Origin of the sequence: Flintibacter sp. P01028 (assembly GCF_041925235.1) — a bacterium.
Lineage (GTDB): Bacteria > Bacillota > Clostridia > Oscillospirales > Oscillospiraceae > Lawsonibacter > Lawsonibacter aceti.
On the sequence record NZ_JBHEVC010000003.1, the window covers coordinates 121,095 to 146,639 of the forward strand.

Here is a 25,545-nt window from a genome sequence, read left to right on the forward strand (position 1 = left end):
AGCGCGGACAGGGTTTCTGTCCGCGCTCTTTATTAACGTCCATCTCACCTGGCCTTGGTTTCTCGCTGGAATTCCTCCATACAGGCGCTCTGGAGTAAATGGAATCGTTCCCGATCCCTGCCACCCACAGGGATGCCGTCGATGGACTCCACTCCCATGCACAGGGCGCTGGAGCTGGTGACAATGGCCTCGTCCGCGTTCATCAGCTCCACCATGGAGAAGGGTTCCTCCACCACCGGGACGCCGTTCTCTTTCGCCAGGGCAATCAGATGCTTCCGGGCGATGCCGGGGAGGATGAGCTCGTCTGTGGGGGCGGTGCGCAGCACTCCGTCCTTCAGCATGGAGATATTGCTGTGGGCGCACTCGGTGACTCGGCTGCCTCGATGGAGCACAGCTTCGTCACATCCCCGCTCCGCCGCCCGCTGGCTGGCCAGTACGCTTGGGATCAGATTCAGTGTCTTGATATGACACAGCTTGTACCGGTTATCCTCTAGGGAGATAAGCCGATAGGGCTGATTCAGGTCCTTCATCCTGTGGGGCCGCACATAGGCCAGCAAAGTGGGGGCCACCTCTGCCGGAGGGAAGGCGTGCCCTCTGGGGGCTACGCCCCGGGACACCTGCCAGTACAAGAAGTGGTAGGGGGCCTCCTCCGCCGCTTCGATGACCTTCTGCAGCTCGGCCCGCACCTGGTCCCGCTCCATCCAGAAGGGGATCTCCAGCAGCCGGAGGCTGTTATACATCCGGTCCAGATGGTCCTCCAGCGCGAAGGGGACGCGGTTAGCCACACAGGCGGCCTCATAGATGCCGTCGCCGAAGTAGAGGGCCCGGTCCCCCATGGGCACCTTCATCTCCTCCAGAGGGCCAATTTCTCCGTTGTAATAACCGACGTTCTTCCACATATCACTTGGCTCCTTTCCTATTTTCTTTCAACCGATCCGTCCTGTAACCGTCCAGCTTCAGTGCCACCCAGGCGCACAGTGTTCCGATCAAAGCCCCAGCCAGCACATCCGTGGGATAGTGGACTCCCACATACAGCCGGGACAGCCCCATCAGGACCGCCAGCAGTACAGCCCCGATCCGTCCCCAGCGCCAGGGCAGGGTCTTGGCCCAAGCCACCCCGGCCGCAAAGGCGGCACAGGTATGTCCGGAGGGGAAGGAATGGGGGTCGTTTTCCACCACCAGGGGAAGGATGGGCAGGTCCAGCCAAGGGCGGGTCCGCTCCACCAGCGGCTTTATGGTCACATTGGTAACCAGCAGTCCCAGCACCATAGCTGTCAGCGCCAGGGCCCCCGCCCGCCGGGTAGGCCGCCAGCACAGCATGGAAAGGGACAGTACGATCCACATCAGCCCGGCGTTGCCAAGCTGGGTGTAGAAGGCCACGACGGGGTCCAGCCAGTCCAAGCGCAGGTCCTGAATGGCCAGCAGCAGCGAGGCATCCAAATTCAATAAGGCTTCCAGCATTCTCGTTTCCTTTCCAGACGGAGCCCCTGCCACCCCCGGCTCCGCCAGCCAGAGGGGGGGCAGGAAAAACCGCCCGCTTGACGGTATCTCCCTCTCCATACTATAATAGGTAAAAAGGTTTCATAAGTCAATGTCATTTTACCGGGAGGTCTCCTCTTTGAAGCAGATCCTATGTCTATCCAACGAGCCCTGGAGCACCTCTCCGGGCCGGACCCAGCAGCTCCTCTCCCGGCTGCGGGACACACAGATCTTATATTTCGCTCCCCCTGCCGGCAGACGGGACCGGAGCTTTCGGCAGAAGGGGCAGAAGGTGCGCCCCAACGTGACGGTCTACACCCTTCCCCCCACCCTATTCCCGGTGTCGGAGCAGTATTCCCGGCTGTTCCTGCGCAACCAGAGGAAGCTGGGCCGATTCATCGCCGACAAGGCCGCCCGCCACCGTTTCCAATCACCCCTGCTGTGGACCACCAGTCCAGAGCATGTCCACCTGCTGGACCACCTGGAATATGACGGGCTTGTCTACGACTGCGACCGGGATTGGGAGGAGCTGCCCCCACTGTGGGAGGGCGCCCTGGCCAACAACGCCGACATAGTCTTCGCCGCCTCCCCCCTGCTGGCCGACCGGCTGTCCCCCTGCAGCTCTAACATCGCTCAACTGCCCAACGGGGTCAACTACCCCATGTTCTCCGGCGAGGGGGGCTCTATTCAGTCGGACCCTCTGCCCCAGGTCCACGGCCCGGTGCTGGGCTGGGCCGGGGTCATCCACCGGGAACTCGATCTGTCCCCCATCCTTTACGCCGCCAGGGAGCGGCCTGGCTGGACCTTCCTGCTGCTGGGCCGGCAGGAGGACAATCCCCTCCTTCCTCGACTCAGGCGGCAGCCCAACGTGGCGCTGGCCGGCCCCTGCCCTCTCAATGAGGTACCCGACTGGCTGTTCCGCTGCGATGTGCTGTTGGAGCTGCTGCGGGAGGACCGGCCGGACAGCGATGTGATCTCTGGTCGATTGTATGAGTACCTGTCTACCGGGAAGCCCATCGTGTCTATGCTGTGGCCCGAGCAGGTAGAGATCTTCCCCGACGTGGTCTACGGAGCCCATGACGAGCGGGAGTTCCTCACCCTCTGTCAGCACGCCTTGGAGGAGGCCCCCGGCTTCGTCTCTCAGCGCCGCCAGAGCTACGGCGCGGCGGCGGCCTGGTCCCTCCGAGCCGCTGCGGTATCCCGTATTTTGGACACCGCCGGCCTGCTGTGAGCAGAGGATGCCAACTTTTTTGTCCCGTATTTCGCAATTCCTTGTACAAGCCTACGAAATTCATTCCCTCTCTTGCAAAGCCCGCGTTTTTTCGATAAAATGGAACCCTAATGGATGGAAGGGGGCTTAGTCATGGGCTTTATCCGGGTGTTTTCTCCTAGGTTCGTCACTGGCTACGGCCCCAATCTGCCCAAGGCCGAACACTAACATTCTATCAGGCTATCTGTACCCGCAGATAGCCTGAATCTTTTTTGACAAAGGAGAGGTTTTGATGAAAAAAGTCGCTGTCATCATGGGCTCGGATTCCGACTGGCCGGTGGTGAAGGGAGCCTGTGAGCAGCTCCAGAGCTTTGGCATCCCCTTCGAGGCCCATATCCTCAGCGCCCACCGCACCCCCGCCGCTGCCGCCGACTTTGCCAAAAGCGCCCGTAAAAACGGCTTCGGTGTCCTCATCTGTGCCGCCGGCATGGCGGCCCACCTGGCCGGGGCCTTTGCGGGCAACTCCACCCTGCCGGTCATCGGCATCCCCATGAAGGGGGGCGCTATGGACGGGCTGGACGCCCTGCTCGCCACCGTCCAGATGCCCAGCGGCATTCCTGTGGCCACTGTGGCCATCAACGGGGCTAAGAACGCCGCTGTACTGGCCGCCCAGATTTTGTCTGTCTCCGACGACGAGCTGGCCGCCCGGCTGGACCAGGCGAGGGAGAGCATGGCCGCCCAGATCGCCGAAAAGGAGAAGAAGCTCCAGGCCGAGCTGGGGTAGTAAGAGGCAGCCCGCTCACTGTGGAGGCGCGTCATGAAGAAGTCGATTCCTATCTGCTTGATTGGCGCTGTTCTCGGCGCCCTGTCCGCCCTGATCTCCCATCTGCAGAAGGTCTTTTACTGCTGCATCGCCCTGTGGTCCATCCCCGCGGGCATGGATATTTTCTTCGCCGCCCTCTTTACGGCTGTCTGTGCCGTGGCCATGGCCGCTCTCTATCTCCCCCTTGGGAGGGGACGGTATGGCGGGGTACTGCTCCTGTGGATCCTCTCCACCCCCCTCTGGGGAATGCTGTTCCCCACCCCGAATGAGATCTACCGGGCCGTCTTTCAGACAGAGGCCTCTCTGGGCGGTGGAGGCGGATTCGCCCTCCTCTTTGTTTCGTTGTGCTCCTTTTTTGTCTATATCCCCGTTTTCCTTTTCGCCTGTTCCATTTTTTATCCCAAATACACTCAGCATCCATTTCAATTTCATACATGGAGGAATGTCATCATGGAAAAGAAGCTTGTTTACACTGGTAAGACCAAGGACGTGTTTGCTCTGGACAACGGCAACTACCTGCTGAAGTTCAAGGACGACTGCACCGGCAAGGACGGCGTGTTCGATCCCGGCGAAAACTCTGTGGGCCTGACCATCGATGGCGTGGGCGACGTAAACCTTCGGATGTCCATTTATTTCTTTGAAAAAATCAACGCTGCCGGCATCCCCACCCACTATGTGTCCGCCGACCTGAAGAACACCACCATGGAGGTCAAGCCTGCCAAGGTGTTTGGCCACGGGCTGGAGGTCATCTGCCGCCACAAGGCAGTGGGCTCCTTCCTCCGCCGCTATGGGGAGTACATCGCCGAGGGTGCCGACCTGCCCGCCTATGTGGAAACTACCTTTAAGAATGACGCCCTGGGCGATCCCCTGGTCACCAAGGACGGTCTGGTCGCTCTGGGTGTCATGACCGAGGAGCAGTACGACGCCATCAAGGAGGAGACTCAGAAGATCACCCAGATTGTGGCCGACGACCTGAAGGAGAAGGGCATGGTCCTGTACGACATCAAGTTCGAGTTCGGCTACGACGCGGACGGCAAGGTTATGCTCATCGACGAGGTGGCCTCCGGCAATATGCGGGTCTACAAGGACGGCAAGTACATCGATCCCATGACCCTGTCCAAGCTGTTCTTCGCCTAAATCGTGGACGTCGGTATCATTGGCGGGCAGGACGGCCCCACCGCCATTCTTATCAGCAGCAGCCCCATCGCGTTGCCTTTCATGCTGCTGATCCTTGCGGGACTGGTTGGAGCTGCCTGGTTTTTCCTGCACAAACGCAAAAAGTAAGGAGCAAATAAATGGGTGGTTTTTTTGGGGCCGTTTCCAAGCGGGACGTGACCCTTGATATCTTTTTCGGAGTGGACTACCACTCCCATCTGGGTACCCGCCGGGGCGGTATGTTGATCCATGACCCCCAGGACGGATTCCAGCGCCAGATCCACTCCATCGAGAACACCCCCTTCCGCACCAAGTTCGAGAAGGATCTGTCTGACTTCCACGGTTGCAGCGGCATCGGCTGCATCAGCGATACCGATCCTCAGCCCCTGCTGGTCCGATCCCACTTAGGCCTGTACGCCATCACCACCGTGGGCATCATCAACAATGCCGAGGAGCTAATCCAGCAGTATTTCTCCGACCACGGACATCAGTTTATGGCCATGAGCTCCGGCAAGGTCAACGCTACTGAGCTGACCGCGGCCCTCATCAATCAGAAAGATGATCTGGTGTCCGGTATCCTCCACGCCCAGGACGAAATCAAGGGCTCCATGACCCTGCTCGTCCTCACCGACAAGGGGGAGATCATCGCCGCCCGGGACAAGTTGGGCCGGCTGCCGGTCCTGGTGGGCCAGAACCAGGAGGGCTGTTGTGTGTCCTTCGAGTCCTTCGCCTACCATAAGCTGGGTTATGCCGACGCCTATGAGCTGGGGCCGAGAGAGATCGTGCGTATTACGGCTGACGGGTATGAAACCCTGTCCCCCGCCGGCGAGGAGATGAAGATCTGCGCCTTTTTGTGGACCTACTACGGCTACCCCAACTCCAACTATGAGGGGAAAAATGTGGAGGTCATGCGCTATCAGAATGGCGAGATTATGGCCCGGGATGAGGTTCTCCACGGTCTTCTCCCCAAGGTGGACTATGTGGCCGGTGTGCCCGACTCCGGCGTGCCCCACGCCATCGGCTATGCCAACCGCAGCGGCAAGCCATTTGCCCGCCCCTTTGTCAAGTATACCCCCACCTGGCCCCGTTCCTTTATGCCCACCAACCAGGACGTTCGGAATCAGGTGGCCAAGATGAAGCAGATTCCGGTACCCGAGCTCATTGAGGGCAAGAAACTGCTCTTCGTGGACGACTCCATCGTCCGGGGAACCCAGCTCCGGGAAACGGTGGAATTTCTCTATGAGTCCGGGGCGGAGGAGGTCCATATGCGCTCCGCCTGCCCCCCCATTATGTACAGCTGCAAATACCTCAACTTCTCCCGTGGCAACTCGGACATGGACCTGTTGGCCCGCCGTACGGTCCAGGAGCTGGAGGGGGACGAGGGCCAGCTCCACCTGGAGGAGTACTCTGACGCCCGCACTGAACGAGGCCAGTGCATGCTCAAGGCCATCTGTGAGAAGCTCGGTTTTGACTCTCTCGGCTACCAGTCTCTGGATGGCCTGCTGGAGGCCATCGGTCTGGACCGGGACAAGGTGTGTACTTACTGCTGGAGCGGCAAAGAATAGGCGTCAGCACGCCATCCCAACCGGAATGTGAAGTCAGAATGGCTCCGGTCCTGCCGGGCTGAACTCCACTGTTCCGTCTGGGGCGCACTCCACAATTCCTGACTTTTAAGTTCTAATTTGATCTGGAGGTCTGAAGATGAAAAACTCCCACTCCGCTTCCTATGCCGCCGCCGGCGTAGACGTCACCGCTGGCTATGAGGCTGTTCAGCGCATCAAGCCTATGGTGGAATCCACTTATATTCCCGGTGTCATGGGTACTCTGGGCGGCTTCGGCGGTATGTTTGCCCCCGACATGGCCGGCATGAAAAAACCAGTGCTGGTGTCTGGCACCGACGGCGTGGGCACCAAACTGCGGCTGGCCATGCTGCTGAACAAGCACGACACCATCGGCATCGACTGCGTGGCTATGTGCGTCAACGACATCATCTGCGGCGGCGCCTCTCCCCTGTTTTTTCTGGACTACATCGCCTGTGGCCGGAATGACCCCGCCCGTATTGCCGAAATCGTCGCCGGCATCGCCGAGGGCTGCCGCCAGTCTGAGTGCGCCCTGGTGGGCGGCGAGACCGCTGAACACCCCGGCGTCATGCCCGACGAGGACTATGACCTGGCCGGCTTCTCTGTGGGCATCGTGGACGAGGAAAATATCATTGACGGCAAGCGCCTATCCACCGGCGACGTGCTCATCGGACTTGGCTCCACCGGCGTCCACTCCAACGGGTTCTCTCTGGTCCGCAAGGTGCTGGATGTGGAGCACACTGACCTGACCTCCCCCATGGAGGAGCTGGGCGGCCGGAGCCTGGGCGAGACTTTGTTGGCCCCCACCCGCATCTATGTCAAGGCGGTCAAGGCTCTGCTGAAGGCCGGAGTAGATATTCACGCCATCAGTCATATTACCGGCGGCGGGTTCTACGAGAACGTGCCCCGAATGATGACGGACGGCCTCACCGCCCGCATTGATCTCAAGACCTTCCCCAAGCTGCCCATCTTTGATCTGATCCAGCGGAAGGGAAACATCCCGGAGCGGGATATGTACAACACCTTCAACATGGGCCTGGGCATGATCCTGGCCATCCCCGCTGTTCAGGCGGAGCGGGCTCTCTCCACTCTGACGGATGCGGGCGAGAATGCCTATCAGGTCGGCTCTGTGGTCTCTGGCAGCGACGGTGTGGAGTTAGTCAAATGAAAAATATCGCGGTTTTGGTATCCGGGGGCGGCACCAATCTCCAGGCTCTCATCGACGCCCAGGGGCGGGGTGAGCTGATCAACGGTCGAATCACCGCTGTCATTTCCTCCACCCCCAGCGCCTATGCCCTGGAGCGGGCCAAGGCCGCCGGCATCCCCGGCTATGTGGCGGCCCGAAAGGACTACCCCTCCAGCCAGGCCATGACTGCGGCCCTGGTAGACAAGCTGAAGGGATTGGATATCGACCTGGTGGTATTGGCCGGCTTTATGGTCATTCTGACTGGCGAGATGGTCCGCGCCTTCCCCAACGCCATCCTCAATGTCCATCCCGCCCTCATCCCTTCCTTCGCCGGCCCAGGGTGCTACGGCCTCCATGTCCATGAGAAGGCCCTGGAGTATGGGGTCAAGCTGTCCGGCGCCACTGTCCACTTCGTCAGCGAGGAGTGCGATGGCGGCCCCATCGTCTCTCAAAAGGCGGTGGAGGTCCTCCCCGACGACACGCCGGAGGTACTCCAGCGGCGCATCATGGAGCAGTGCGAGTGGCAGCTGCTCCCCCAAGCCGTGTCCCTGTTCTGTCAGGACCGGCTAAAGGTGGAGGGGCGGACCGTCCGTGTTTTGGAGCATCCAGAACGCGGAACGCGGAACGCAGAATGAATTTGCTTTTCTTACCCTTTTTTGCTACAATGTAACTGTGCGATATGACTGACGGTAAGTGGAAATGACCACGGGGAGTATCGCGTAATACAAGGCCGACCGTCTGGGCGCACCAATTCACAGAACTGGTGCGCCCTTTTTTTACAACAAAGGAGGAATACTGTGAAGACACATGATCTGAAGGAGATCCTTTCCAACCATCCCTATCCTGGCCGCGGCATCGTCCTGGGCCGCACCGCCGACAACAGCAAGGCCGCCATCGCCTATTTCATTATGGGCCGCAGTGAGAACAGCCGCAACCGGGTTTTTGAGGAAACCGAGGACGGCATCCGCACCAAGGCATTTGACGAGAGCAAGATGGTGGACCCCTCTCTCATTATCTACCATCCTGTGAGGGTGGTAAACGGGGCCACCGTAGTCACTAACGGGGACCAGACCGACACCATCCAGCGGTTCCTTCTGGATGGCAAGAGCTATATCGAGGCCCTTCGCACCCGCTGCTTTGAGCCCGATCCCCCCAACTACACCCCCCGCATCTCTGGTGTGGTGGAGGCCGACGGCAGTTATCAGCTATCCATCCTGAAGTCGGCTGACGGTGATCCCAGCTGCAACCACCGCTACTTCTATGAGTACGACGCCCCTGTGGCCGGCACTGGCCACTTCATCCACACCTATCAGGAGAACCTGGACCCTCTGCCCTCCTTCGAGGGCGAGCCCCGGAAGGTGGCCATCGAGGCCCCGGACGCTCAGACCTGGGCGGAAGAGCTCTGGGCCAACCTGAACCACGACAATAAAGTATCCCTGTTCGTCCAGTACATCGACCTGGCCAGCGGCGCCAGGGAGACCGTCATCATCAACAAGCATGGCTGAACACCGCCAGAAAGGAAGTACGCTCACATGAATGAACTGGAACTGAAATACGGCTGCAACCCCAACCAGAAGCCCGCCCGCATCTTTATGGAGCAGGGCGATCTGCCCCTCAAGGTGCTCAATGGCAAGCCGGGCTATATCAACTTTATGGATGCTCTCAACTCCTGGCAGTTGGTGAAGGCTCTGAAGAAAGCCACCGGCCTGCCCGCCGCCGCCTCCTTCAAGCACGTCTCTCCCGCCGGAGCCGCCCTGGGCCTGCCCCTGTCCGATACCGAGCGGCACATCTATTTCGCTCCAGAAGGGGACCTGTCCCCTATCGCCTGCGCCTATATCCGGGCCCGAGGTGCCGACCGGCTGTGCTCCTTCGGGGACTGGGCCGCCCTGTCTGATGTGTGTGACGGAGACACCGCCCGCTTCCTGGCCGCCGAGGTGTCCGACGGCGTCATCGCCCCCGGCTATACTGATGAAGCCCTGGAGATCCTGAAAATGAAACGCAAGGGCAGCTATAATGTGGTTCAGATCGACCCGGAGTACCAGCCCGCCCCTATTGAGCGCCGCAACATTTTCGGTATCACCTTTGAGCAGGGCTATAACGACCTGGATATCAGCGAGGAGATGCTCTCTAACCTGGTCACCGCAAACAAGGAGCTGTCCCAGCAGGCCAAAAACGATATGCTCCTGTCCCTCATCACTTTGAAGTACACCCAGTCCAACTCCGTGTGCTATGTCAAGGATGGCATGACCATCGGTGTAGGTGCCGGCCAGCAGAGCCGCATCCACTGCACCCGTCTGGCGGGCAACAAGGCGGATATCTGGTGGCTGCGTCAGCACCCCAAGGTTTTGGGGCTGCAGTTCGTAGACCACATCCGCCGCCCTGACCGGGATAACGCCATCGACATCTATATCTCCGACGAGCACGACGACGTGCTGGCCGAAGGCGTGTGGCAGAACACCTTCAAAGTGAAGCCCGATGTGTTGACAGAGCAGGAAAAGAAAGATTGGATCGCCCAGATGTCCGGCGTCACCGTGGGCTCCGACGCCTTCTTCCCCTTCGGGGACAACGTGGAGCGGGCCAGGAAGTCCGGTGTTCAGTATATTGCCCAGCCCGGCGGTTCCATCCGGGACGATCAGGTCATCGCCACGGCGGACAAGTACGGCATGGTCATGGCATTTACCGGAATCAGACTGTTCCACCATTAAGCACTTTCAGTGGGGGCTTTGCCCCTCTGGATACGGCGTCGGTTCTTAAGGGAGCCGCCGCCGATACCCCCCTTGCCTTTTCAATGAAAAAGATGCTTTTAACCGCCGCACGGCCAGGGGGCATAGTGTCCTGCGGCAAAATAAATTCGCTTTCGGACAGCATTAATATCCTTTCTGCCTTTGGTAGAAACTCCGCTAAACTGGATGGTCTATGGCCGCCCGTATGAAAGGAGCATATTATGAAAGTTTTAGTCGTCGGCGGAGGCGGGCGTGAGCACGCCATCTGCTGGAAGCTGGCCCAGAGCCCTAGGGTCACGGAGTTATACTGCGCCCCCGGCAACGGTGGCATCGCCCAGGTGGCCAAGTGTGTCCCCATCAAAGCCACCGATGTGGAGGGCATGGTCCAATGGGCCAGGGAGAACGCCATGGACTTTGTCATGGTGGCCCCGGATGACCCCCTGGCCCTGGGTATGGTAGACGCCCTGGAGGCGGCGGGCATCCGCGCCTTTGGCCCCCGTGCCAACGCCGCCATCATCGAGGCCAGCAAGGCCTTTTCCAAAGGGCTGATGAAGAAGTACCACATCCCCACCGCCAAATATGAGACCTTTACCGACTTAGACAACGCCCTGTCCTATATTCGGGCGCAGGGGGCTCCCATCGTAGTCAAGGCCGACGGCCTGGCTCTGGGCAAGGGGGTAGTGGTGGCCGCCACTGTGGAGGAGGCCGAGGCCGCCGTCCGAGACATGATGGAGGGCAGAAAGTTCGGTGACTCCGGCTCCACTGTGGTCATCGAGGAGTGTATGGTAGGCCCTGAGGTGACTGTGCTGGCCTTCTGTGACGGGGAGCACCTGGTCCCCATGCTGTCCAGCCAGGACCACAAACGGGCCTATGACGGAAACCAGGGACCCAACACCGGGGGCATGGGTGCCTTCTGTCCCTCTCCCAAGTACACCCCGGAGATTGCGAAGGAGTGCATGGACAAGATTTTTCTGCCCACTGTGGCTGCTATGAAGGCGGAAGGGCGTCCCTTTAAGGGGGTCATCTACTTCGGCCTAATGCTCACCAAGGACGGCCCCAGAGTGGTAGAGTACAATGCCCGGTTTGGAGACCCGGAGACCCAGCCCATCCTGTCCATGCTGGACAGCGACCTGCTGGACATCTTCGAGGCCTGTGTGGACGGCACCCTGGACCGGTGCGAAATCAAATGGAAGAAGGGCGCCGCCTGCTGTCTGGTGCTGGCCTCCGGAGGCTACCCGGTGAAATACCAGAGCGGTTACCCTATCTCCGGGCTGGATGAGGCGGGCAGGCTGGCCACCGTATTCCACGCCGGCACAAAGATTGGCAAGGACGGCTCGATCCTCACCGCGGGCGGCCGTGTACTGGGGGTCACCACCACCGGGTCCAATCTGGAGGAGGCCATCTCTAGGGCCTATGAGGCGGTCAAGCCCGTCTCCTTCCAGGATATGCACTTCCGCACCGATATCGGGAAGGTATGAACAAGAAAGAATTGGAGGGCGTAGTATTTGACGCCGACGGCACCCTCTTTGACACCGAGCGTCTGGGTTACTGGGCCTGGGAGGAAGCCGGCCGGCAGATGGGTTGCCCTCAGGCGGCAGACTGCTATCCAGAGGTAGTGGGCCGGGGCCGCGGGGATGTGCTGGCCCTTCTGCCCCGGCTCTTGGGGCCCGACTTTCCTCACGAGCCCTTTATGGAGCTCCGCTCCCGGTTAGCCACCGAGCGGATGGAGCGGGAGGGCGTCCCGGTCAAGGAGGGCGCCCGTGAGGTTCTGGAGTTTCTTCAGTCAAGGCAGATGCCCCTGGCGCTGGCAACCTCCACCTATTACGACCGGACCATATACCGGTTGGAGCACTCCGGTCTGGGCCGATACTTCCAGGCCGTTGTGACCGGGGACCAGGTATCCAAGAGCAAGCCGGACCCGGAGATCTATCGGGCGGCCTGCCAGAGGCTGGGCGTCTCTCCGGCCAAGGCGGTTGCTGTTGAGGACTCCCCCAACGGTATCCGCTCCGCCCTCAGTGCGGGGATGACCGCTGTGATGATACCAGACCTGATCCCCTCTTCCCCTGAGTTGGATTCGCTGATCTGGAAAAAATTTGATGATCTGTCCAGCCTACTACACTATTTACAGCGAGAACTGTAAAAAAACACCCTTCTGTCCTGGTCGCTCCAGGGCAGAAGGGGTATGTGTCATAGTTGGAAAGATAAGCAGTATGTTTCTCTCCGGATAGAAATATTTTGAAAAGGTGTACCTTTACAAATTTTTGCTCCACACCTTTCCAGTTCCTAAATATATCACAAGGCACCTGATTGGGCAAGTTTTTTTCAACATTTTTCCATTTCCATCCCCTTTATAAAAGCACACCTTTTTAATTTTAAATCAGAGGATATTGAAAGGACTGTAAAACATGAAAAAACTTATCTCTATCGCGGCGGCACTGGCGCTCTCCCTCACTCTGGCCGCCTGTGGCACAGGCGGCACTCCCTCCACTGGCGGGACCGCTGACAGCAGCGGCAACGTACACGCGGAAGACGGCTATGGCGAGGGACGGATCGCGGACACTGTACACACTTATTTCTTTGATTATACGGTCAACAGCGCCCACATGGCCAAGGAGTACGAGGGATATCTCCCCGCTGAAGGCAATGAGCTTTTGGTGGCTGAGGTGACTGTAAAAAATACCAGCACCTCCAGCATTGAAATGTATGATACTGACTTCCAGGTCCAGTGGAACAGCGATGACGAGAACGCCTTCTGCTATCCCATCACTACTGACCCGGAGACGTTTGAGGAGTTGCCTCCTCTGACTGACGAGCAGCTCCCCGGTACTTACCCTCTGTCGGTGGACGAGGAAGTGACCGGCCTGCTGGTATACGAGGTACCCGCCGGCAACCGGGATTTTTCCATTTCCTATTTGGAGCAGTTTGACGACAACTCTGAGGGCGATACCTTCTTCGTGTTCTTCACAGCGGAAGACCAATAAGTGATATATAAAGAGCCTGTGTCCCGTGGGACACAGGCTCTTTTTGTTGTGGCAAGGATGTGCCGGGGATCTTTATTCCTCGTACATCTTCTGCAGACGGGTCAGCTTCTCGTAGCGCTTCTTGGCGGTCTCCTCGTTCAGGGCGAAGAGCTCCTTGGCGCGGTCGGGGAAGGACCGGGTCAGGCTGGAGTAGCGGGCCTCGTTCATCAGGAACTCCTGATAGCCGCCGGCGGGCGCCTTGCTGTCCAGGGTAAAGGGATTCTTGCCCTCCGCCTTGGCAGCGGGGTTGAAGCGGAACAGGTTCCAGTAGCCGCACTCCACAGCCTTCTTCATCTCAGCCTGGCAGTTGGTCATACCGCCCTTGATAGAGTGCATCTCACAGGGGGCATAGCCGATGATGAGGGAGGGGCCGTGATAGGCCTCGGCCTCGGCAATGGCCTTCAGTGTCTGGTTGGGGTTGGCACCCATGGCCACCTGGGCCACATAAACGTAGCCGTAGGTCATGGCGATCTCAGCCAGGCTCTTCTTGGCCACGGTCTTACCGGCGGCGGCAAACTGGGCCACCTGGCCGATGTTAGAGGCCTTGGACGCCTGTCCGCCGGTGTTGGAGTACACCTCGGTGTCAAAGACGAAGATATTGACATCCTCGCCGGAGGCCAGGACGTGGTCCACGCCGCCGAAGCCGATGTCGTAAGCCCAGCCGTCGCCGCCGAAGATCCAGACGGACTTCTTGGCCAGGTAATCCTTCTCCTGGAGGATTTCCGCCACCAGCTTGCAGGCGTCGCACTGACACAGCTTCTCACCCTTGGCCTGCAGCTCCTTGCCAAACGCCTGGATCTCAGGGTTGGAGTTAGCCAGCAGCTCGTCCACGGTGCACAGGCTGGCCTCCAGAGCGGCCACATAGGCCTTGGCAGCCTCGCCGTTAGCGGTGCCGTCCTCCATGGTATCCAGCCACTTCTGGGCGGCCTCCTTCAGTTCGGGACGGGCCCACTCCACCGCGATCAGAGCCTCGGTCTTAGCGGCCAGCCGGTTGCGGATGGCCTTCTGACCCAGATACATACCCAGGCCATGCTCGGCGTTGTCCTCAAACAGAGAGTTGGCCCAGGCGGGACCCTTGCCCTCAGCAGTAGTGGCATAGGGAGAGGTAGCGGCGGGGCCGCCCCAGATGGAGGAACAGCCGGTGGCGTTGGAGATATACATCCGGTCGCCGAACAGCTGGGTGATCAGGCGGGCATAGGCGGTCTCGGCGCAGCCGGCGCAGGAGCCGGAGAACTCCAGCAGAGGCTTCTTGAACTGGGAGCCCTTAACAGTCAGGTCAGCCACATCCTCCTTGACGGAAACATTGGCCACCATGTAGTTGAAGGCGTCCTGCTGGGGCAGCTCCTCCTCCTGGCCCACCATGGTCAGGGCGCTGGTGGGACAGATGTTGGCGCACACGCCGCAGCCCATACAATCCAGGGGGCTGATGGCGATGGAGAACTTGTACTGACCCTTGCCCTTGCCGGCCTTCACGTCCACGATCTTGGCGGAAGCGGGAGCCTTGGCGGCCTCCTCCTCAGTCAGGGCAAAGGGACGGATAGTGGCGTGGGGGCAGACATAGGAGCACTGGTTACACTGGATACACTTAGAGGAGTCCCAGGTGGGCACGGAGACGGCCACGCCGCGCTTCTCGTAGGCGGCGGCGCCCAGCTCGAAGGTGCCATCCGCATGGGGCACGAAGGCGGAAACAGGCAGGCTGTCGCCATCCATGCGGTCCACGGGGTCCAGAATGCTGTTGACCATGTCCACCAGCTTGGCGGGGCCAGTGTGCTTGCTGACCTTGACCTCGTCCTTGGCGTTCTTCCAGTCGGCGGGCACATCGTACTTCTTGAAAGCGGTGGCGCCCAGGTCGATGGCCTTGTGGTTCATGTCCACGATATCCTGGCCTTTCTTCAGGTAGGACTTGGTGGCGGCATCCTTCATATACTGGATGGCCTCCTCCTGGGGCATGACCTTGGCCAGAGTAAAGAAGGCGGACTGGAGAATGGTATTGGTACGCTTGCCCATGCCGATCTGCTGGGCCAGGTCGATGGCGTTGATGGTATACAGCTGGATATCGTTCTCGGCAATATACCGCTTGGCCTCGGCAGACAGGTGGTGGGCCAGCTCCTCGTCAGACCACTGGCAGTTGATCATAAACACGCCGCCGGGCTTGACGTCACGGACCATGGGGAAGTCCTTGGTCACATAGGAGGGGTTGTGGCAGGCCACAAAGTCGGCCTTATTGATATAGTAGGGGGAGCGGATGGGCTTATCGCCGAAGCGCAGGTGGCTGATGGTCACACCGCCGGTCTTCTTGGAGTCATACTGGAAATAAGCCTGCACGTACTTGTCGGTGTGGTCGCCGATGATCTTGATGGAGTTCTTGTTGGCGCCCACAGTGCCGTCGCCGCCCAGACCCCAGAACTTGCACTCGATGGTGCCTTCCGCGGCGGTGTTGGGCGCCTTGTGCTCCTCCAGGGAGCTGCCGGTCACGTCGTCCACGATGCCCATAGTGAAGTGGTCCTTGGGCTTGTCCTGAGCCAGGTTCTCATACACAGCAAAGACGCTCTTGGGCGGGGTGTCCTTGGAGCCCAAGCCGTAGCGGCCGCCCACGACCACCTTATCGGTGATGCCGGCGCCAGCCAGAGCGGTAATGACATCCAGGTACAGGGGATCGCCCAGGGCTCCGGGCTCCTTGGTGCGGTCCAGAACAGCGATCTTCTTGGCGGTGGCGGGAATGGCGGCGATCAGCTTGTCCGCCTTGAAGGGGCGGTACAGACGGACCTTGATCAGGCCAACCTTCTCACCGTGGGCATTCAGGTAGTCAATGACCTCCTCCGCCACGTCGCAGATGGAGCCCATGGCGATGATGACCCGGTCGGCATCGGGAGCGCCATAGTAGTTGAATAGCTGGTAGTTGGTGCCCAGCTTGGCGTTGATCTTGCCCATGTACTCCTCAACGATCTCAGGAAGAGCGTCATAGTACTTGTTGCACGCCTCGCGGTGCTGGAAGAAGATATCGCCGTTCTCGTGGGAGCCGCGCATGGTGGGATGCTCAGGGTTCAGCGCACGCTTGCGGAAGTCAGCCACGGCGTCCATGTCCACCATCTCAGCCAGGTCGGCATAGTCCCAGATGGCAACCTTCTGGATCTCGTGGGAAGTACGGAAGCCGTCGAAGAAGTTGATAAAGGGGACGCGGCCCTTGATGGCGGACAGGTGGGCCACAGGAGCCAGGTCCATGACCTCCTGCACGTTGCCCTCAGCCAGCATGGCGAAGCCGGTCTGGCGGCAGGCCATAACGTCGGAGTGGTCGCCAAAGATATTCAGGGACTGAGCGGCCACGGTACGGGCGGATACATGGAACACCGCGGGCAGCAGCTCGCCGGCGATCTTGTACATATTGGGGATCATCAGCAGCAGGCCCTGGGAGGCGGTGTAGGTGGTAGTCAGGGCGCCCGCGTTCAGAGAGCCGTGGACAGTACCGGCGGCACCAGCCTCAGACTGCATCTCGATCACCTTGACAGTGGTGCCAAAGATGTTCTTCTGGCCCTGGGCCGCCCACTGATCCACATAGTCGGCCATAGGACTGGACGGGGTAATGGGGTAGATGCCGGCCACTTCGGTGAAGGCGTAGCTGACATATGCCGCAGCATTGTTGCCGTCCATGGTTTTGAATTTTCTTGCCATGAGAGTTCCCTACTTTCTTCATATTTTGGCGGACGGGCGGGGAACGCTCGTCCATGTTCCAGACATTTCTGCCCTAAGCATGCCAATGCCCCCCCTGTAAAACGCCTATGATAGTTATAGGTGTTTTCTTATGGGAGCACATGACAGTGCCGCCCCCCGGCAGTAGGGGAGCGGAGCAGTATTCTTGACCGCTCCTAGTTTATCATTTTTTCCCCCGTTTGTAAATCCAATGGATGAAATTTTTCTTGCTTTTTTCCTCGACATATATAGAAAAAGCTATACCTTCCATTGAAATTTTTGGGAGAAACAAGTAAAATAGAAATCAAGCAACCCATCCGGGCCTTCGGCCCGGCAACAGGAGGTTTTCCCATGGTCTTCACCATCCGTTCCCTGGGGCTCCATGGAGTGTCCGGCTATTCTGTTTCCGCCGAATGTGATCTGTCCAGCGGACTGCCCGCCTTCAATGTGGTGGGCCTCCCCGACGCTGCTGTCAACGAGGCCAGAGACCGGGTAAGGGCGGCCATCAAAAACTGCGGCTTCACCTTCCCGGTGAGCCGCATCACCGTCAATCTGGCGCCCGCCCATGTGAAAAAGTCCGGCACTCTCTACGACCTCCCCATTTTGGTGGGAATCCTGTGCGCCGGCGGCCAACTGAAGCTGCGCGACCGGGACTGCGCCTTTGTGGGGGAGCTCTCCCTTTCAGGGGAGCTGCGGCCCTGCGCTGGGATGCTGCCTATGGCCCTACAGGCCAAGCGTGAGGGCATCCGCGCCCTCTTCGTCCCAGAGGATAACGCTGCCGAGGCCACTCTGGCCGATGGTCCCGCCGTCTACCCTGTACGGGATGTGGCCCAGCTGGTACGCCACCTGTCCGGCGAGGAAGCCATCATCCCCGCGCCCCCGTGGTCCCCCTCCCCGGAATCCGACTGCTGCCCCGACTTCTCCGAGGTGAAGGGGCAGGACCTGGTAAAGCGGGCTCTGGAGATCGCCGCGGCCGGGGGGCACAATGTACTCATGTCCGGCCCACCCGGCTCCGGCAAGTCCATGCTGGCCCGCCGACTGCCCTCTATTCTGCCTGCCATGTCCCGGCAGGAAGCGCTGGAGACCACTGAGATTCACTCGGTAATGGGCCTGACCTCCAGAGAGCGGCCCCTGATCGATATCAGACCCTTCCGCTCCCCTCACCACACCGTATCCCCTATGGGAATGGCGGGGGGCGGCTCCAATCCCCGGCCAGGTGAAATTTCTCTTGCACACAACGGCGTGCTTTTTTTGGACGAGCTGCCCGAGTTCCCCAAGGAGGTGCTGGAGGTGCTGCGCCAGCCCCTGGAGGACGGCCAGGTCCAGATCTCCCGGGCCTCCGGCACAGTCACCTATCCCAGCCGGTTCATGCTGGTATGCGCCATGAACCCCTGCAAATGCGGCTGGTACGGCCACCCCTCCGGCCGATGCCGGTGTACGGAGCACGAGGTAAAAAAGTATCTCTCCCGCCTGTCCGGCCCCCTGCTGGACCGTATCGACCTCTTTGTTCAGGTGGATGCCCTGAATTTTGAGGAGCTGTCCCAGCGGGAGCAGGCAGAGCCATCCTCCGTGATCAAGGCCCGGGTGGACCGGGCCAGAGCGGTACAGACCCGCCGAAGCGGCTCCCCCTGCAATTCCCAGCTGGGCCGGGTGGAGCTGGACCGCTTCTGTGCCCTGGATGAAGACTGCCAAAAGCTGATGCGGGGAGCCTTCGACCGCCTTGGGCTCACCGCCCGGAGCTATGACCGAATCCTGCGGGTGGCCCGGACCATCGCCGATCTGGAGAGAAGCGAGGCCATCCAGCCCCAACACTTGGCCGAGGCCCTGCAGTTCCGCCCACCGGAGTACCTGCGGCGGTGAGGTAAAACCAGGGCGTTCCCCCGATTACTTGGAAATTTATGGAGGAATATACCATGAAATTAAAAAATCCCATGCTGGTGGTGAGGGACATTGATCAGTCTGTGGAATTTTATAACAGGGTGTTTGGGCTCCATGTAATTATGGATTTTGGCGCGAATAAGACCTTAACAGGCGGTCTGGCCCTCCAGACCGCGGAAACCTATCAGGAATTTATCGGAGACAGGGCCATCTCCTTCGGCGGCAACAACTTCGAGCTCTACTTTGAAGAAGATGATTTTGACCAGTTTGCTGACCGGCTCAAGGGGTTCCAGGTGGACTATGTACACCCCGTCAAGGAGCATAGGTGGGGACAGCGCGTGATCCGCTTCTATGACCCTGACCGGCATATCATTGAGGTCGGGGAAAATATGAAGGCGGTCTGCAGGCGCTTTCTGGCCAGTGGGATGACGCCAGACCAGGTCGCTGTCCGAATGGACGTACCTATGAAATTCGTAAACGCCTGCCTGCGGTGATCCTACATACCGATGCTCCCCCTTGTCCCCCGGAAAAAAATCTGCTATGATGGTTTAATCACCAGTGTTCAACAGGAAAGGAACCGACCAAATATGAATGAAATGATTTTGCTCAAGCTGGGCGAGCTGGTCCTGAAGGGTCTGAACCGCCGCAGCTTTGAGGATAAGCTCCAGGCCAACATCCACCGCCGCTTAAACGGCCTGGGCCAGTTCCGGGTATATACCCGCCAGTCCACCACCTATGTGGAGCCCATGAATGCGGACTGCGACATGGACGGGGCCTGGGAGGCCATGAAAAAAGTCTTTGGAGTCCTGGGGCTGTCCCGGGCCCGCTCCTGTGAGAAGGACAAGGACGCCATCCTGGCCGCCTGCCGGGAGTATCTGGACAGCCAGCTCCGCTCCGCCAGGACCTTCAAGGTGGAGACCAAGCGGGCGGACAAGACCTTTCCCATGACCTCTATCCAGGTAAGCCAGTATGTGGGCGGTGAGCTCCATGAGGCCTATGACAATCTGGAAGTGGACGTCCATCACCCGGAGCTGACCGTCTATGTGGAGATTCGGGACTACGCCGCCTTCGTCCACGCCGACCCGGAGCCAGGCGCGGGCGGCCTGCCGGTGGGCATCAACGGCAGAGCGGTATCCCTGCTGTCCGGCGGCATTGACTCGCCAGTGGCCTCCTGGATGATTGCCAAGCGGGGCGTCGCACTGGAGATGGTCCACTTCTTCTCCTACCCCTATACCTCCCCGGAGGCCAAGGAGAAGGTGCTGGAGCTGGCCCGGCTGCTCACTCCCTGGTGCGGGCGGCTCACGGTCCATGTGGTCCCCTTCACCGCCATCCAGGAGGAGCTGCGCCGCTCCTGCCCGGAGGAGCTGTTCACCATCATCATGCGCCGGTTCATGATGCGCATCTCCCAGGAGGTGGCCAAACGGTGCGGCGCCAAGGCCCTGGTCACTGGTGAGTGTCTGGGCCAGGTGGCCAGCCAGACCATGGAGGCGATGAACGTCACGGGGGCTGTGGCCGCCCTGCCTGTTCTGCGGCCAGTCGTGGGGCTGGACAAGGAGGAGATTGTCCAGATCGCCCGGAAGATCGGCACCTTTGAGACCTCCATCCTGCCCTACGAGGACTGCTGCACCGTTTTTACTCCCCGGCACCCCCGGCTCCGCCCCATTCTCACCGAGGTGGAGGCGGCGGAGGAAAAGCTGGACGTCGACGCCATGGTCCAGGCGGCGGTGGAGGGCATTGAGCGCGTCCAAGTCTGATGGAAAGAGGGAAAGGAGCACGGTCAGCCATGACGATCCGACTTGCTGTCCCTGGAGATGCTCTGGCTCTGTTGGAGATTTACCGTCAGTATATTCAGACCCCCATTACCTTTGAATATGAGCTGCCCACCTTGGAGGAATTTACCCGGCGCATTTCCGATGCGTTGAAACAATACCCCTATCTGGTGCTGGAGGACCAGGGCAGGCTGTTGGGCTACACCTACGCCCATCCAGAGCGTGAGTGGAAGGCCTATCAGTGGAACGCGGAGCTGTCCATCTATTTGGCCCCTGCCGCTGTTGGAAAGGGCTATGGCAGACGGCTGTACCAAGCTCTGCTGGACCTTTTGTCCCTTCAGGGCGTCCGTACCGTATACGGGGTTGTGACCTCTCCGGACCCGGCCAGCGAGGCCCTCCAAAAATCCCTGGGCTTCCGGTTGATTGGCGTACATAAAAATACCGGCTACAAGGCTGGTCAGTGGCGAGACGTGCTGTGGTTTGAGAAGAGTCTGGCTCCCTACGACGCGGACCCCCAGCCTGTCCTCCCTTTCTGCCAGCTTGACCAGCAGCAGGTAGATCGGGTGCTGGCCGCTTACGGTCACGAGGATCCACCGGCATAGCCGGTGGATCTTTTTGTATACAAAAAGGCAGGACCGCTTCAGCGGTCCTGCCTTTTAACGTAAAATTGCTTACTTCAGGTTGAAGAATGCCTTCATGCCGGGGTACTCGGCGATGTCGCCCAGCACCCAATATGCACCCGGCGCACATTGGGGACCCGAAGGCTTAAAATGCTCGGCGGAAATGAATTCCGCCTGCGCCAAGGTTTTCGCCTTTGCGAAAACGCTTGTACGCGCTGCGCGCGCCCCATCTGCGATGGGGCCCCGAGGAGCTGGGCGACGGGAAAAGCAAAGCCGCCCGTTGGGCGGCTTTGCTCGGAAGCTTGGAAGCTTACTTCAGATTGAAGAAGGCCTTCATGCCGGGGTACTCGGCGATGTCGCCCAGCTCCTCCTCAATGCGCAGGAGCTGGTTGTACTTGGCCACGCGGTCGGTGCGGCTGGGGGCGCCGGTCTTGATCTGGCCGGCGTTGAGGGCCACGGCGATGTCGGCGATAGTGGCGTCCTCGGTCTCGCCGGAGCGGTGGGACACGATGGCGGTGTAGCCGGCCCGGTTGGCCATCTGGATGGCGTCCAAAGTCTCGGTCAGGGTGCCGATCTGGTTGACCTTGATGAGGATGGCGTTGCCCACCTTCTTCTCAATGCCGGTGGACAGGCGCTCCACGTTGGTGACGAACAGGTCGTCGCCCACCAGCTGGACCCGGTCGCCGATGGCCTTGGTGAGCATGGCCCAGCCCTCCCAGTCTGTCTCGGCCATACCGTCCTCCAGGGAAATAATGGGGTAGGTGTCGGCAAACTTCTTCCACATATTGACCAGCTGCTGCTGGGTCAGCTTCTTGCCGGACTTGGGCTGGACATAGCACTTCTGCTCCTCGTCCCACCACTCGGAGGAGGCAGCGTCGATGGCGATCTTGAAGTCCTCGCCGGGCTTGTAGCCAGCCTTCTCAATGGCGGCCACAATGACCTTCAGGGCGTCCTCATCCTTCTTCAGATTGGGGGCGTAGCCGCCCTCGTCGCCCACGCCGGCAGCGGGGGTGCCATTCTCCTTCAGAACGGTCTTCAGGGTGTGGAACACCTCGGCACAGCGGCGGAGGGCCTCACGGAAAGAGGGGGCGGAGACGGGCATAATCATGAACTCCTGGATCTCCACGTTGTTGGTGGCGTGGGCGCCGCCGTTCAAAATGTTCATCATGGGGACAGGAAGCTGTTTAGCGTTCACTCCACCGATATAGTTATACAGGCTGGTGCCCAGGCTCTCAGCGGCGGCCTTGGCGCAGGCCAGGGAGGCGCCAAGAATGGCGTTTGCGCCCAGGCGGCTCTTGTTGGGGGTGCCGTCCAGGTCGATGAGCATTTTGTCGATAGCCACCTGGTCCAGCACGTTGGTGCCAATCAGGGCCTCGGCAATCTCAGTATTCACGTTCTTCACAGCGTTCTCCACGCCCTTGCCCATGTAGCGGCCCTTGTCGCCGTCACGGAGCTCACAGGCCTCATAGATGCCGGTAGATGCGCCGGAGGGCACGGCGGCACGGCCCATAGTGCCGTCCTCCAGATACACCTCTACCTCAACAGTGGGGTTACCGCGGCTGTCCAGGATCTCGCGGCCGACTACGTCCACAATTTCGATCATCTGCTTCATATGATTTTATCTCCTTTCATTTTTCCGGCGGCACGCCGGGCGGTACAGGCCGCCCCTGCTATTGAACGCCGCCGGTATCCGTAGGGGCGGCCTGTGGCCGCCCGAATACGCTCAGGTCACAATCAGGGTCTCCCCATCCATCTCTGCCGGCTTTTCCAGCTTTCCCAAACGGGCAGGCCCGTTTGGGGGCCCTTTGATTTTGAGTCCTCGGGGCAAATAAATTGCCCCTCCGGAAATTCCTCGCTCCGCTCAGAATTTAACCGGCCTGGAAAAGCCCCTTTGGCTTGGAACTTCAACTTCCCCGGGATCAGGTCACAATCAGGGTCTCCCCATCCATCTCTGCTGGCTTTTCCAGGCCCATGAGGTCCAGCATAGTGGGGGCGATATCGGCCAGCCGTCCATCCCGCAGCCGCACGTTGGCACCCACGATATAGAAGGGCACGGGGTTAGTGGTGTGGGCAGTGAAGGGCTCACCATCTGTATCTATCATCCGCTCCGCGTTTCCGTGGTCGGCGGTGATCAGGGAAATGCCCCCCATTTTAGAGGTGGCCTCCACCACCTTAGCCACACATTCATCCACCGTAGTCACCGCTTTGCAGGCGGCCTCATAAATCCCGGTGTGGCCCACCATGTCGCAGTTGGCGAAGTTGAGAATGATGACGTCATAGGCTCCGCTTAGGATTCGGCGCACCGCCTCCTCCATCACCTCGTAGGCGGACATCTCCGGCTTCAGGTCATAGGTGGCTACCTTGGGAGAGGCGATGAGCACCCGGTCCTCCCCTGGGAATACCTGCTCCACACCTCCATTGAAGAAGAAGGTGACATGGGCGTACTTCTCCGTCTCCGCGATGCGCAGCTGGGTCAGTCCCAGCTTTGAGATATACTCTCCAAAAATATTCTCCAGCTTCTGGCGGGGATAGGCCACCGTGACATTGGGCATGGTGGCGTCATACTCGGTGGTACAGACGAAGTGGACCGGTACAAAGCCGGTCGTACGCTGGACATCTGTAAAGTCCTCGTCCACCATAGTGCGGGTGATCTCCCTGGCCCGGTCAGGGCGGAAATTGAAAAAGATCACCGAATCATTGTCCTGGAACTGGGCCCCCTTGGCGCAAACCACGGGCTCCATGAACTCATCTGTGACGCCGGCGTCATAGGACTTTTGAACCGCAGCCGCAGGGTCGGGCTCATAGGGAGCCTGCCCGCAGACCATGGCGTCATAGGCCCGCTGGAGCCGATCCCATCGCTTATCCCGGTCCATGGCGTAGTACCGGCCCATCACCGTGGCGATCTGTCCCACGCCCAGCTGCTGGAGCTTGGCCTGGAGCTGCTCGACAAAGTGCTTGCCGGAGGTGGGAGGCACGTCCCGTCCGTCCAGAAAACAGTGGACATAAACCTTTTCAATTCCCTGCTCCCTGGCCATCTGGAGCAGGGCAAAAAGATGGGTGATGTGGCTGTGGACACCGCCGTCAGACAGCAGGCCCATCAGGTGCAGGGCAGAACCCCATTCCCGGCAGTTCTCCATCGCCTCTGTATAGGCGGTGTTTTTAAAAAATTCGCCGCTCTGAATATCACGGCTGATGTGGGGCAGGTCCTGGAACACCACCCGGCCCGCGCCGATGTTGGTATGTCCCACCTCACTGTTGCCCATCTGCCCCTCAGGCAGACCTACATCCAGCCCGGAGGCAGACAGACGGCAGCCGGGGCACTCGGCAAAAATACGGTCCAGATTAGGGGTAGGGGCATTGGCTATGGCGTTGCCGGCGGACTGGGCCCCGGTGCCAAAGCCATCCATAATGATAAGAGTCGTAGGTGTTTTCATAACAAACCTTTCTTTTCAGGGTACTCATGGTCACACCGCCTTTGGCGGCCTCCCATTCTGGGGCGGCTTTGCCGCCCGCCTTACACTCACGTTCACGCTGGTCCGGTATGGGCAGCGGCCGCAAGATTACTCCTGATTCGCCGCGTTGATGATCTGCACGAAATCGGCGGGCTTCAGAGAGGCTCCACCGATCAGGCCGCCGTCCACGTCGGGCTGGGCCAGCAGCTCGGCGGCGTTCTTGGCGTTCATAGAGCCGCCGTACTGGATGGTGACGGACCGGGCCACATGGGCGCCATACAGCTTGCGGATGACGGCACGGATCGCCTGGCAGACCTCACCGGCCTGCTCGGCGGTAGCGGTCTTGCCAGTGCCGATGGCCCACAGGGGCTCGTAGGCGATGACCACATGGCGCATCTTTTCAGCGGGCACATTGGCCAGAGCGCACTTGACCTGATAGGCGATCAGCTCCATGGTGACGCCCAGTTCCCGCTGCTCTAGGCTCTCGCCCACGCAGATGATGGGGGTAAGGCCGGCATTGATGGCGGCGTGGACCTTCTTGTTCACAGTAAAGTCAGTTTCGTTATAATACTGGCGGCGCTCGGAGTGGCCGATGATGACATACTTGGCGCCGGCCTCCTTGATCATCTCGGCGGTGATCTCTCCGGTATAGGCACCGTGGTCCTCGTAATGGCAGGTCTCGGCGCCGATGGCGATATGGCAGTCTTTGAACAGACGGACAGCCGCCTGGATGTTGGTGGCGGGGACACAGAGCACCACGTTGCACCACTTGCCCTTGGGCATAATCGGCTTGATCTCCTCAGCAAATGCCTTGGTCTGGGAGAGGGTGTTGTTCATCTTCCAGTTGCCGGCGATGATAGTCTTACGATAACGACGATTCATGGCGATTACTCCTATCTTTTCCTTTTGTATATTTTGTAATAGAGCAAAGCAGCAGAGAGAGGAAAACAAAAGTACAGGCGT

General features: G+C 59.8%; 21 protein-coding genes and 1 riboswitch. Of the genes, 15 read left to right on the forward strand and 6 right to left on the reverse strand.

What is annotated here, in order from left to right; all coding sequences use genetic code 11:
• Positions 1-44 precede the first annotated feature (44 nt).
• Both ACEVJK_RS07390 and ACEVJK_RS07395 read right to left on the reverse strand, forming a co-directional pair.
• Positions 45-899: an aminotransferase class IV gene (locus ACEVJK_RS07390; protein WP_374740298.1), complete on the reverse strand. Its 855-nt coding sequence runs from the start codon at positions 897-899 to the stop codon at positions 45-47.
• A gap of 1 nt (position 900) precedes the next feature.
• Positions 901-1,461: a phosphatase PAP2 family protein gene (locus ACEVJK_RS07395; protein ID WP_147571563.1), complete on the reverse strand. Its 561-nt coding sequence runs from the start codon at positions 1,459-1,461 to the stop codon at positions 901-903.
• Between the two features lie 157 nt (positions 1,462-1,618).
• Between ACEVJK_RS07395 and ACEVJK_RS07400 the strand changes: the two genes are divergently transcribed.
• The 11 genes from ACEVJK_RS07400 to ACEVJK_RS07450 all read left to right on the forward strand — a co-directional run bounded on the left by ACEVJK_RS07400 (position 1,619) and on the right by ACEVJK_RS07450 (position 13,137).
• A complete protein-coding gene (locus tag ACEVJK_RS07400; RefSeq protein ID WP_262669696.1) occupies positions 1,619-2,710 on the forward strand; it encodes a hypothetical protein in 1,092 nt (363 codons plus the stop codon).
• 268 nt (positions 2,711-2,978) lie between these two features.
• Complete coding sequence (gene purE / locus ACEVJK_RS07405) at positions 2,979-3,473, forward strand: 5-(carboxyamino)imidazole ribonucleotide mutase (RefSeq protein ID WP_262669697.1); 495 nt, start codon at positions 2,979-2,981, stop codon at positions 3,471-3,473.
• 33 nt (positions 3,474-3,506) lie between these two features.
• Positions 3,507-4,649 (forward strand): phosphoribosylaminoimidazolesuccinocarboxamide synthase, encoded by a 1,143-nt coding sequence (locus ACEVJK_RS07410; protein ID WP_374740301.1) that lies wholly within the window; start codon positions 3,507-3,509, stop codon positions 4,647-4,649.
• Between the two features lie 158 nt (positions 4,650-4,807).
• A complete protein-coding gene (locus ACEVJK_RS07415) occupies positions 4,808-6,232 on the forward strand; it encodes an amidophosphoribosyltransferase (protein ID WP_147571569.1) in 1,425 nt (474 codons plus the stop codon).
• Between the two features lie 136 nt (positions 6,233-6,368).
• A complete protein-coding gene (purM, locus tag ACEVJK_RS07420; RefSeq protein WP_147571571.1) occupies positions 6,369-7,415 on the forward strand; it encodes a phosphoribosylformylglycinamidine cyclo-ligase in 1,047 nt (348 codons plus the stop codon).
• The gene (gene purN, locus ACEVJK_RS07425; RefSeq protein WP_374740303.1) at positions 7,412-8,068 is read left to right on the forward strand and encodes a phosphoribosylglycinamide formyltransferase; all 657 of its coding nucleotides are present in this window, start codon (positions 7,412-7,414) and stop codon (positions 8,066-8,068) included. Before purM ends, purN begins: the two co-directional genes overlap by 4 nt.
• 34 nt (positions 8,069-8,102) lie before the next feature.
• Positions 8,103-8,184: riboswitch (ZMP/ZTP riboswitch) on the forward strand.
• Between the two features lie 46 nt (positions 8,185-8,230).
• Positions 8,231-8,938, forward strand: a complete 708-nt coding sequence (locus tag ACEVJK_RS07430; RefSeq protein ID WP_147571576.1) for an IMP cyclohydrolase — start codon at positions 8,231-8,233, stop codon at positions 8,936-8,938.
• Between the two features lie 27 nt (positions 8,939-8,965).
• On the forward strand, positions 8,966-10,138 hold the full coding sequence (locus ACEVJK_RS07435) for a phosphoribosylaminoimidazolecarboxamide formyltransferase (RefSeq protein WP_240288282.1): 1,173 nt from the start codon (positions 8,966-8,968) through the stop codon (positions 10,136-10,138).
• 239 nt (positions 10,139-10,377) lie between these two features.
• Complete coding sequence (gene purD, locus ACEVJK_RS07440) at positions 10,378-11,634, forward strand: phosphoribosylamine--glycine ligase (RefSeq protein WP_262669698.1); 1,257 nt, start codon at positions 10,378-10,380, stop codon at positions 11,632-11,634.
• Positions 11,631-12,296: an HAD family phosphatase gene (locus tag ACEVJK_RS07445; protein ID WP_262669699.1), complete on the forward strand. Its 666-nt coding sequence runs from the start codon at positions 11,631-11,633 to the stop codon at positions 12,294-12,296. Before purD ends, ACEVJK_RS07445 begins: the two co-directional genes overlap by 4 nt.
• A 265-nt stretch (positions 12,297-12,561) precedes the next feature.
• On the forward strand, positions 12,562-13,137 hold the full coding sequence (locus ACEVJK_RS07450) for a DUF4352 domain-containing protein (RefSeq protein WP_147571584.1): 576 nt from the start codon (positions 12,562-12,564) through the stop codon (positions 13,135-13,137).
• A 72-nt stretch (positions 13,138-13,209) separates the two neighbouring features.
• Here ACEVJK_RS07450 and nifJ read toward each other — a convergent pair whose 3' ends face one another.
• Entirely contained in the window at positions 13,210-16,845 is a 3,636-nt protein-coding gene (gene nifJ, locus ACEVJK_RS07455; protein WP_186851915.1) for a pyruvate:ferredoxin (flavodoxin) oxidoreductase, read from the reverse strand.
• 369 nt (positions 16,846-17,214) lie between these two features.
• Here nifJ and ACEVJK_RS07460 point away from each other — a divergent pair, with 369 nt between their 5' ends.
• The 4 genes from ACEVJK_RS07460 (at position 17,215) to ACEVJK_RS07475 (ending at position 21,112) form a co-directional block, all read left to right on the forward strand.
• Entirely contained in the window at positions 17,215-18,723 is a 1,509-nt protein-coding gene (locus ACEVJK_RS07460; protein ID WP_374740306.1) for a YifB family Mg chelatase-like AAA ATPase, read from the forward strand.
• A 53-nt stretch (positions 18,724-18,776) separates the two neighbouring features.
• Positions 18,777-19,235 (forward strand): VOC family protein, encoded by a 459-nt coding sequence (locus ACEVJK_RS07465; RefSeq protein ID WP_374740308.1) that lies wholly within the window; start codon positions 18,777-18,779, stop codon positions 19,233-19,235.
• A 93-nt stretch (positions 19,236-19,328) separates the two neighbouring features.
• Positions 19,329-20,495 carry a tRNA uracil 4-sulfurtransferase ThiI gene (gene thiI, locus ACEVJK_RS07470; RefSeq protein ID WP_374740310.1) on the forward strand — a complete coding sequence of 389 codons (1,167 nt, stop codon included), beginning with the start codon at positions 19,329-19,331 and terminating at the stop codon, positions 20,493-20,495.
• A gap of 29 nt (positions 20,496-20,524) precedes the next feature.
• Entirely contained in the window at positions 20,525-21,112 is a 588-nt protein-coding gene (locus tag ACEVJK_RS07475) for an N-acetyltransferase family protein (RefSeq protein WP_374740311.1), read from the forward strand.
• 328 nt (positions 21,113-21,440) lie between these two features.
• Here the strand turns inward: ACEVJK_RS07475 and eno are convergent, their stop codons facing one another.
• From eno to tpiA, 3 genes are all read right to left on the reverse strand, one after another.
• Positions 21,441-22,742 (reverse strand): phosphopyruvate hydratase, encoded by a 1,302-nt coding sequence (eno, locus tag ACEVJK_RS07480; protein ID WP_186851911.1) that lies wholly within the window; start codon positions 22,740-22,742, stop codon positions 21,441-21,443.
• Positions 22,743-23,049: 307 nt separating this feature from the next.
• A complete protein-coding gene (gpmI, locus tag ACEVJK_RS07485) occupies positions 23,050-24,564 on the reverse strand; it encodes a 2,3-bisphosphoglycerate-independent phosphoglycerate mutase (RefSeq protein ID WP_147571598.1) in 1,515 nt (504 codons plus the stop codon).
• 126 nt (positions 24,565-24,690) lie between these two features.
• Positions 24,691-25,464, reverse strand: a complete 774-nt coding sequence (gene tpiA, locus ACEVJK_RS07490; RefSeq protein WP_147571600.1) for a triose-phosphate isomerase — start codon at positions 25,462-25,464, stop codon at positions 24,691-24,693.
• Positions 25,465-25,545: the final 81 nt, after the last annotated feature.

Coding starts and splice junctions, on each gene's coding strand:
- ACEVJK_RS07445 (WP_262669699.1), top strand. CDS start 11,631: ATGAACAAGAAAGAATTGGAGGGCGTAGTATTTGACGCCGACGGCACC.
- purD (WP_262669698.1), top strand. CDS start 10,378: ATGAAAGTTTTAGTCGTCGGCGGAGGCGGGCGTGAGCACGCCATCTGC.
- purM (WP_147571571.1), top strand. CDS start 6,369: ATGAAAAACTCCCACTCCGCTTCCTATGCCGCCGCCGGCGTAGACGTC.
- nifJ (WP_186851915.1), bottom strand. CDS start 16,845: ATGGCAAGAAAATTCAAAACCATGGACGGCAACAATGCTGCGGCATAT.
- thiI (WP_374740310.1), top strand. CDS start 19,329: ATGAATGAAATGATTTTGCTCAAGCTGGGCGAGCTGGTCCTGAAGGGT.
- ACEVJK_RS07390 (WP_374740298.1), bottom strand. CDS start 899: ATGTGGAAGAACGTCGGTTATTACAACGGAGAAATTGGCCCTCTGGAG.
- ACEVJK_RS07465 (WP_374740308.1), top strand. CDS start 18,777: ATGAAATTAAAAAATCCCATGCTGGTGGTGAGGGACATTGATCAGTCT.
- ACEVJK_RS07450 (WP_147571584.1), top strand. CDS start 12,562: ATGAAAAAACTTATCTCTATCGCGGCGGCACTGGCGCTCTCCCTCACT.
- ACEVJK_RS07415 (WP_147571569.1), top strand. CDS start 4,808: ATGGGTGGTTTTTTTGGGGCCGTTTCCAAGCGGGACGTGACCCTTGAT.
- ACEVJK_RS07435 (WP_240288282.1), top strand. CDS start 8,966: ATGAATGAACTGGAACTGAAATACGGCTGCAACCCCAACCAGAAGCCC.
- ACEVJK_RS07395 (WP_147571563.1), bottom strand. CDS start 1,461: ATGCTGGAAGCCTTATTGAATTTGGATGCCTCGCTGCTGCTGGCCATT.
- ACEVJK_RS07475 (WP_374740311.1), top strand. CDS start 20,525: ATGACGATCCGACTTGCTGTCCCTGGAGATGCTCTGGCTCTGTTGGAG.
- eno (WP_186851911.1), bottom strand. CDS start 22,742: ATGAAGCAGATGATCGAAATTGTGGACGTAGTCGGCCGCGAGATCCTG.
- ACEVJK_RS07460 (WP_374740306.1), top strand. CDS start 17,215: ATGGTCTTCACCATCCGTTCCCTGGGGCTCCATGGAGTGTCCGGCTAT.
- ACEVJK_RS07410 (WP_374740301.1), top strand. CDS start 3,507: ATGAAGAAGTCGATTCCTATCTGCTTGATTGGCGCTGTTCTCGGCGCC.
- tpiA (WP_147571600.1), bottom strand. CDS start 25,464: ATGAATCGTCGTTATCGTAAGACTATCATCGCCGGCAACTGGAAGATG.
- gpmI (WP_147571598.1), bottom strand. CDS start 24,564: ATGAAAACACCTACGACTCTTATCATTATGGATGGCTTTGGCACCGGG.
- purN (WP_374740303.1), top strand. CDS start 7,412: ATGAAAAATATCGCGGTTTTGGTATCCGGGGGCGGCACCAATCTCCAG.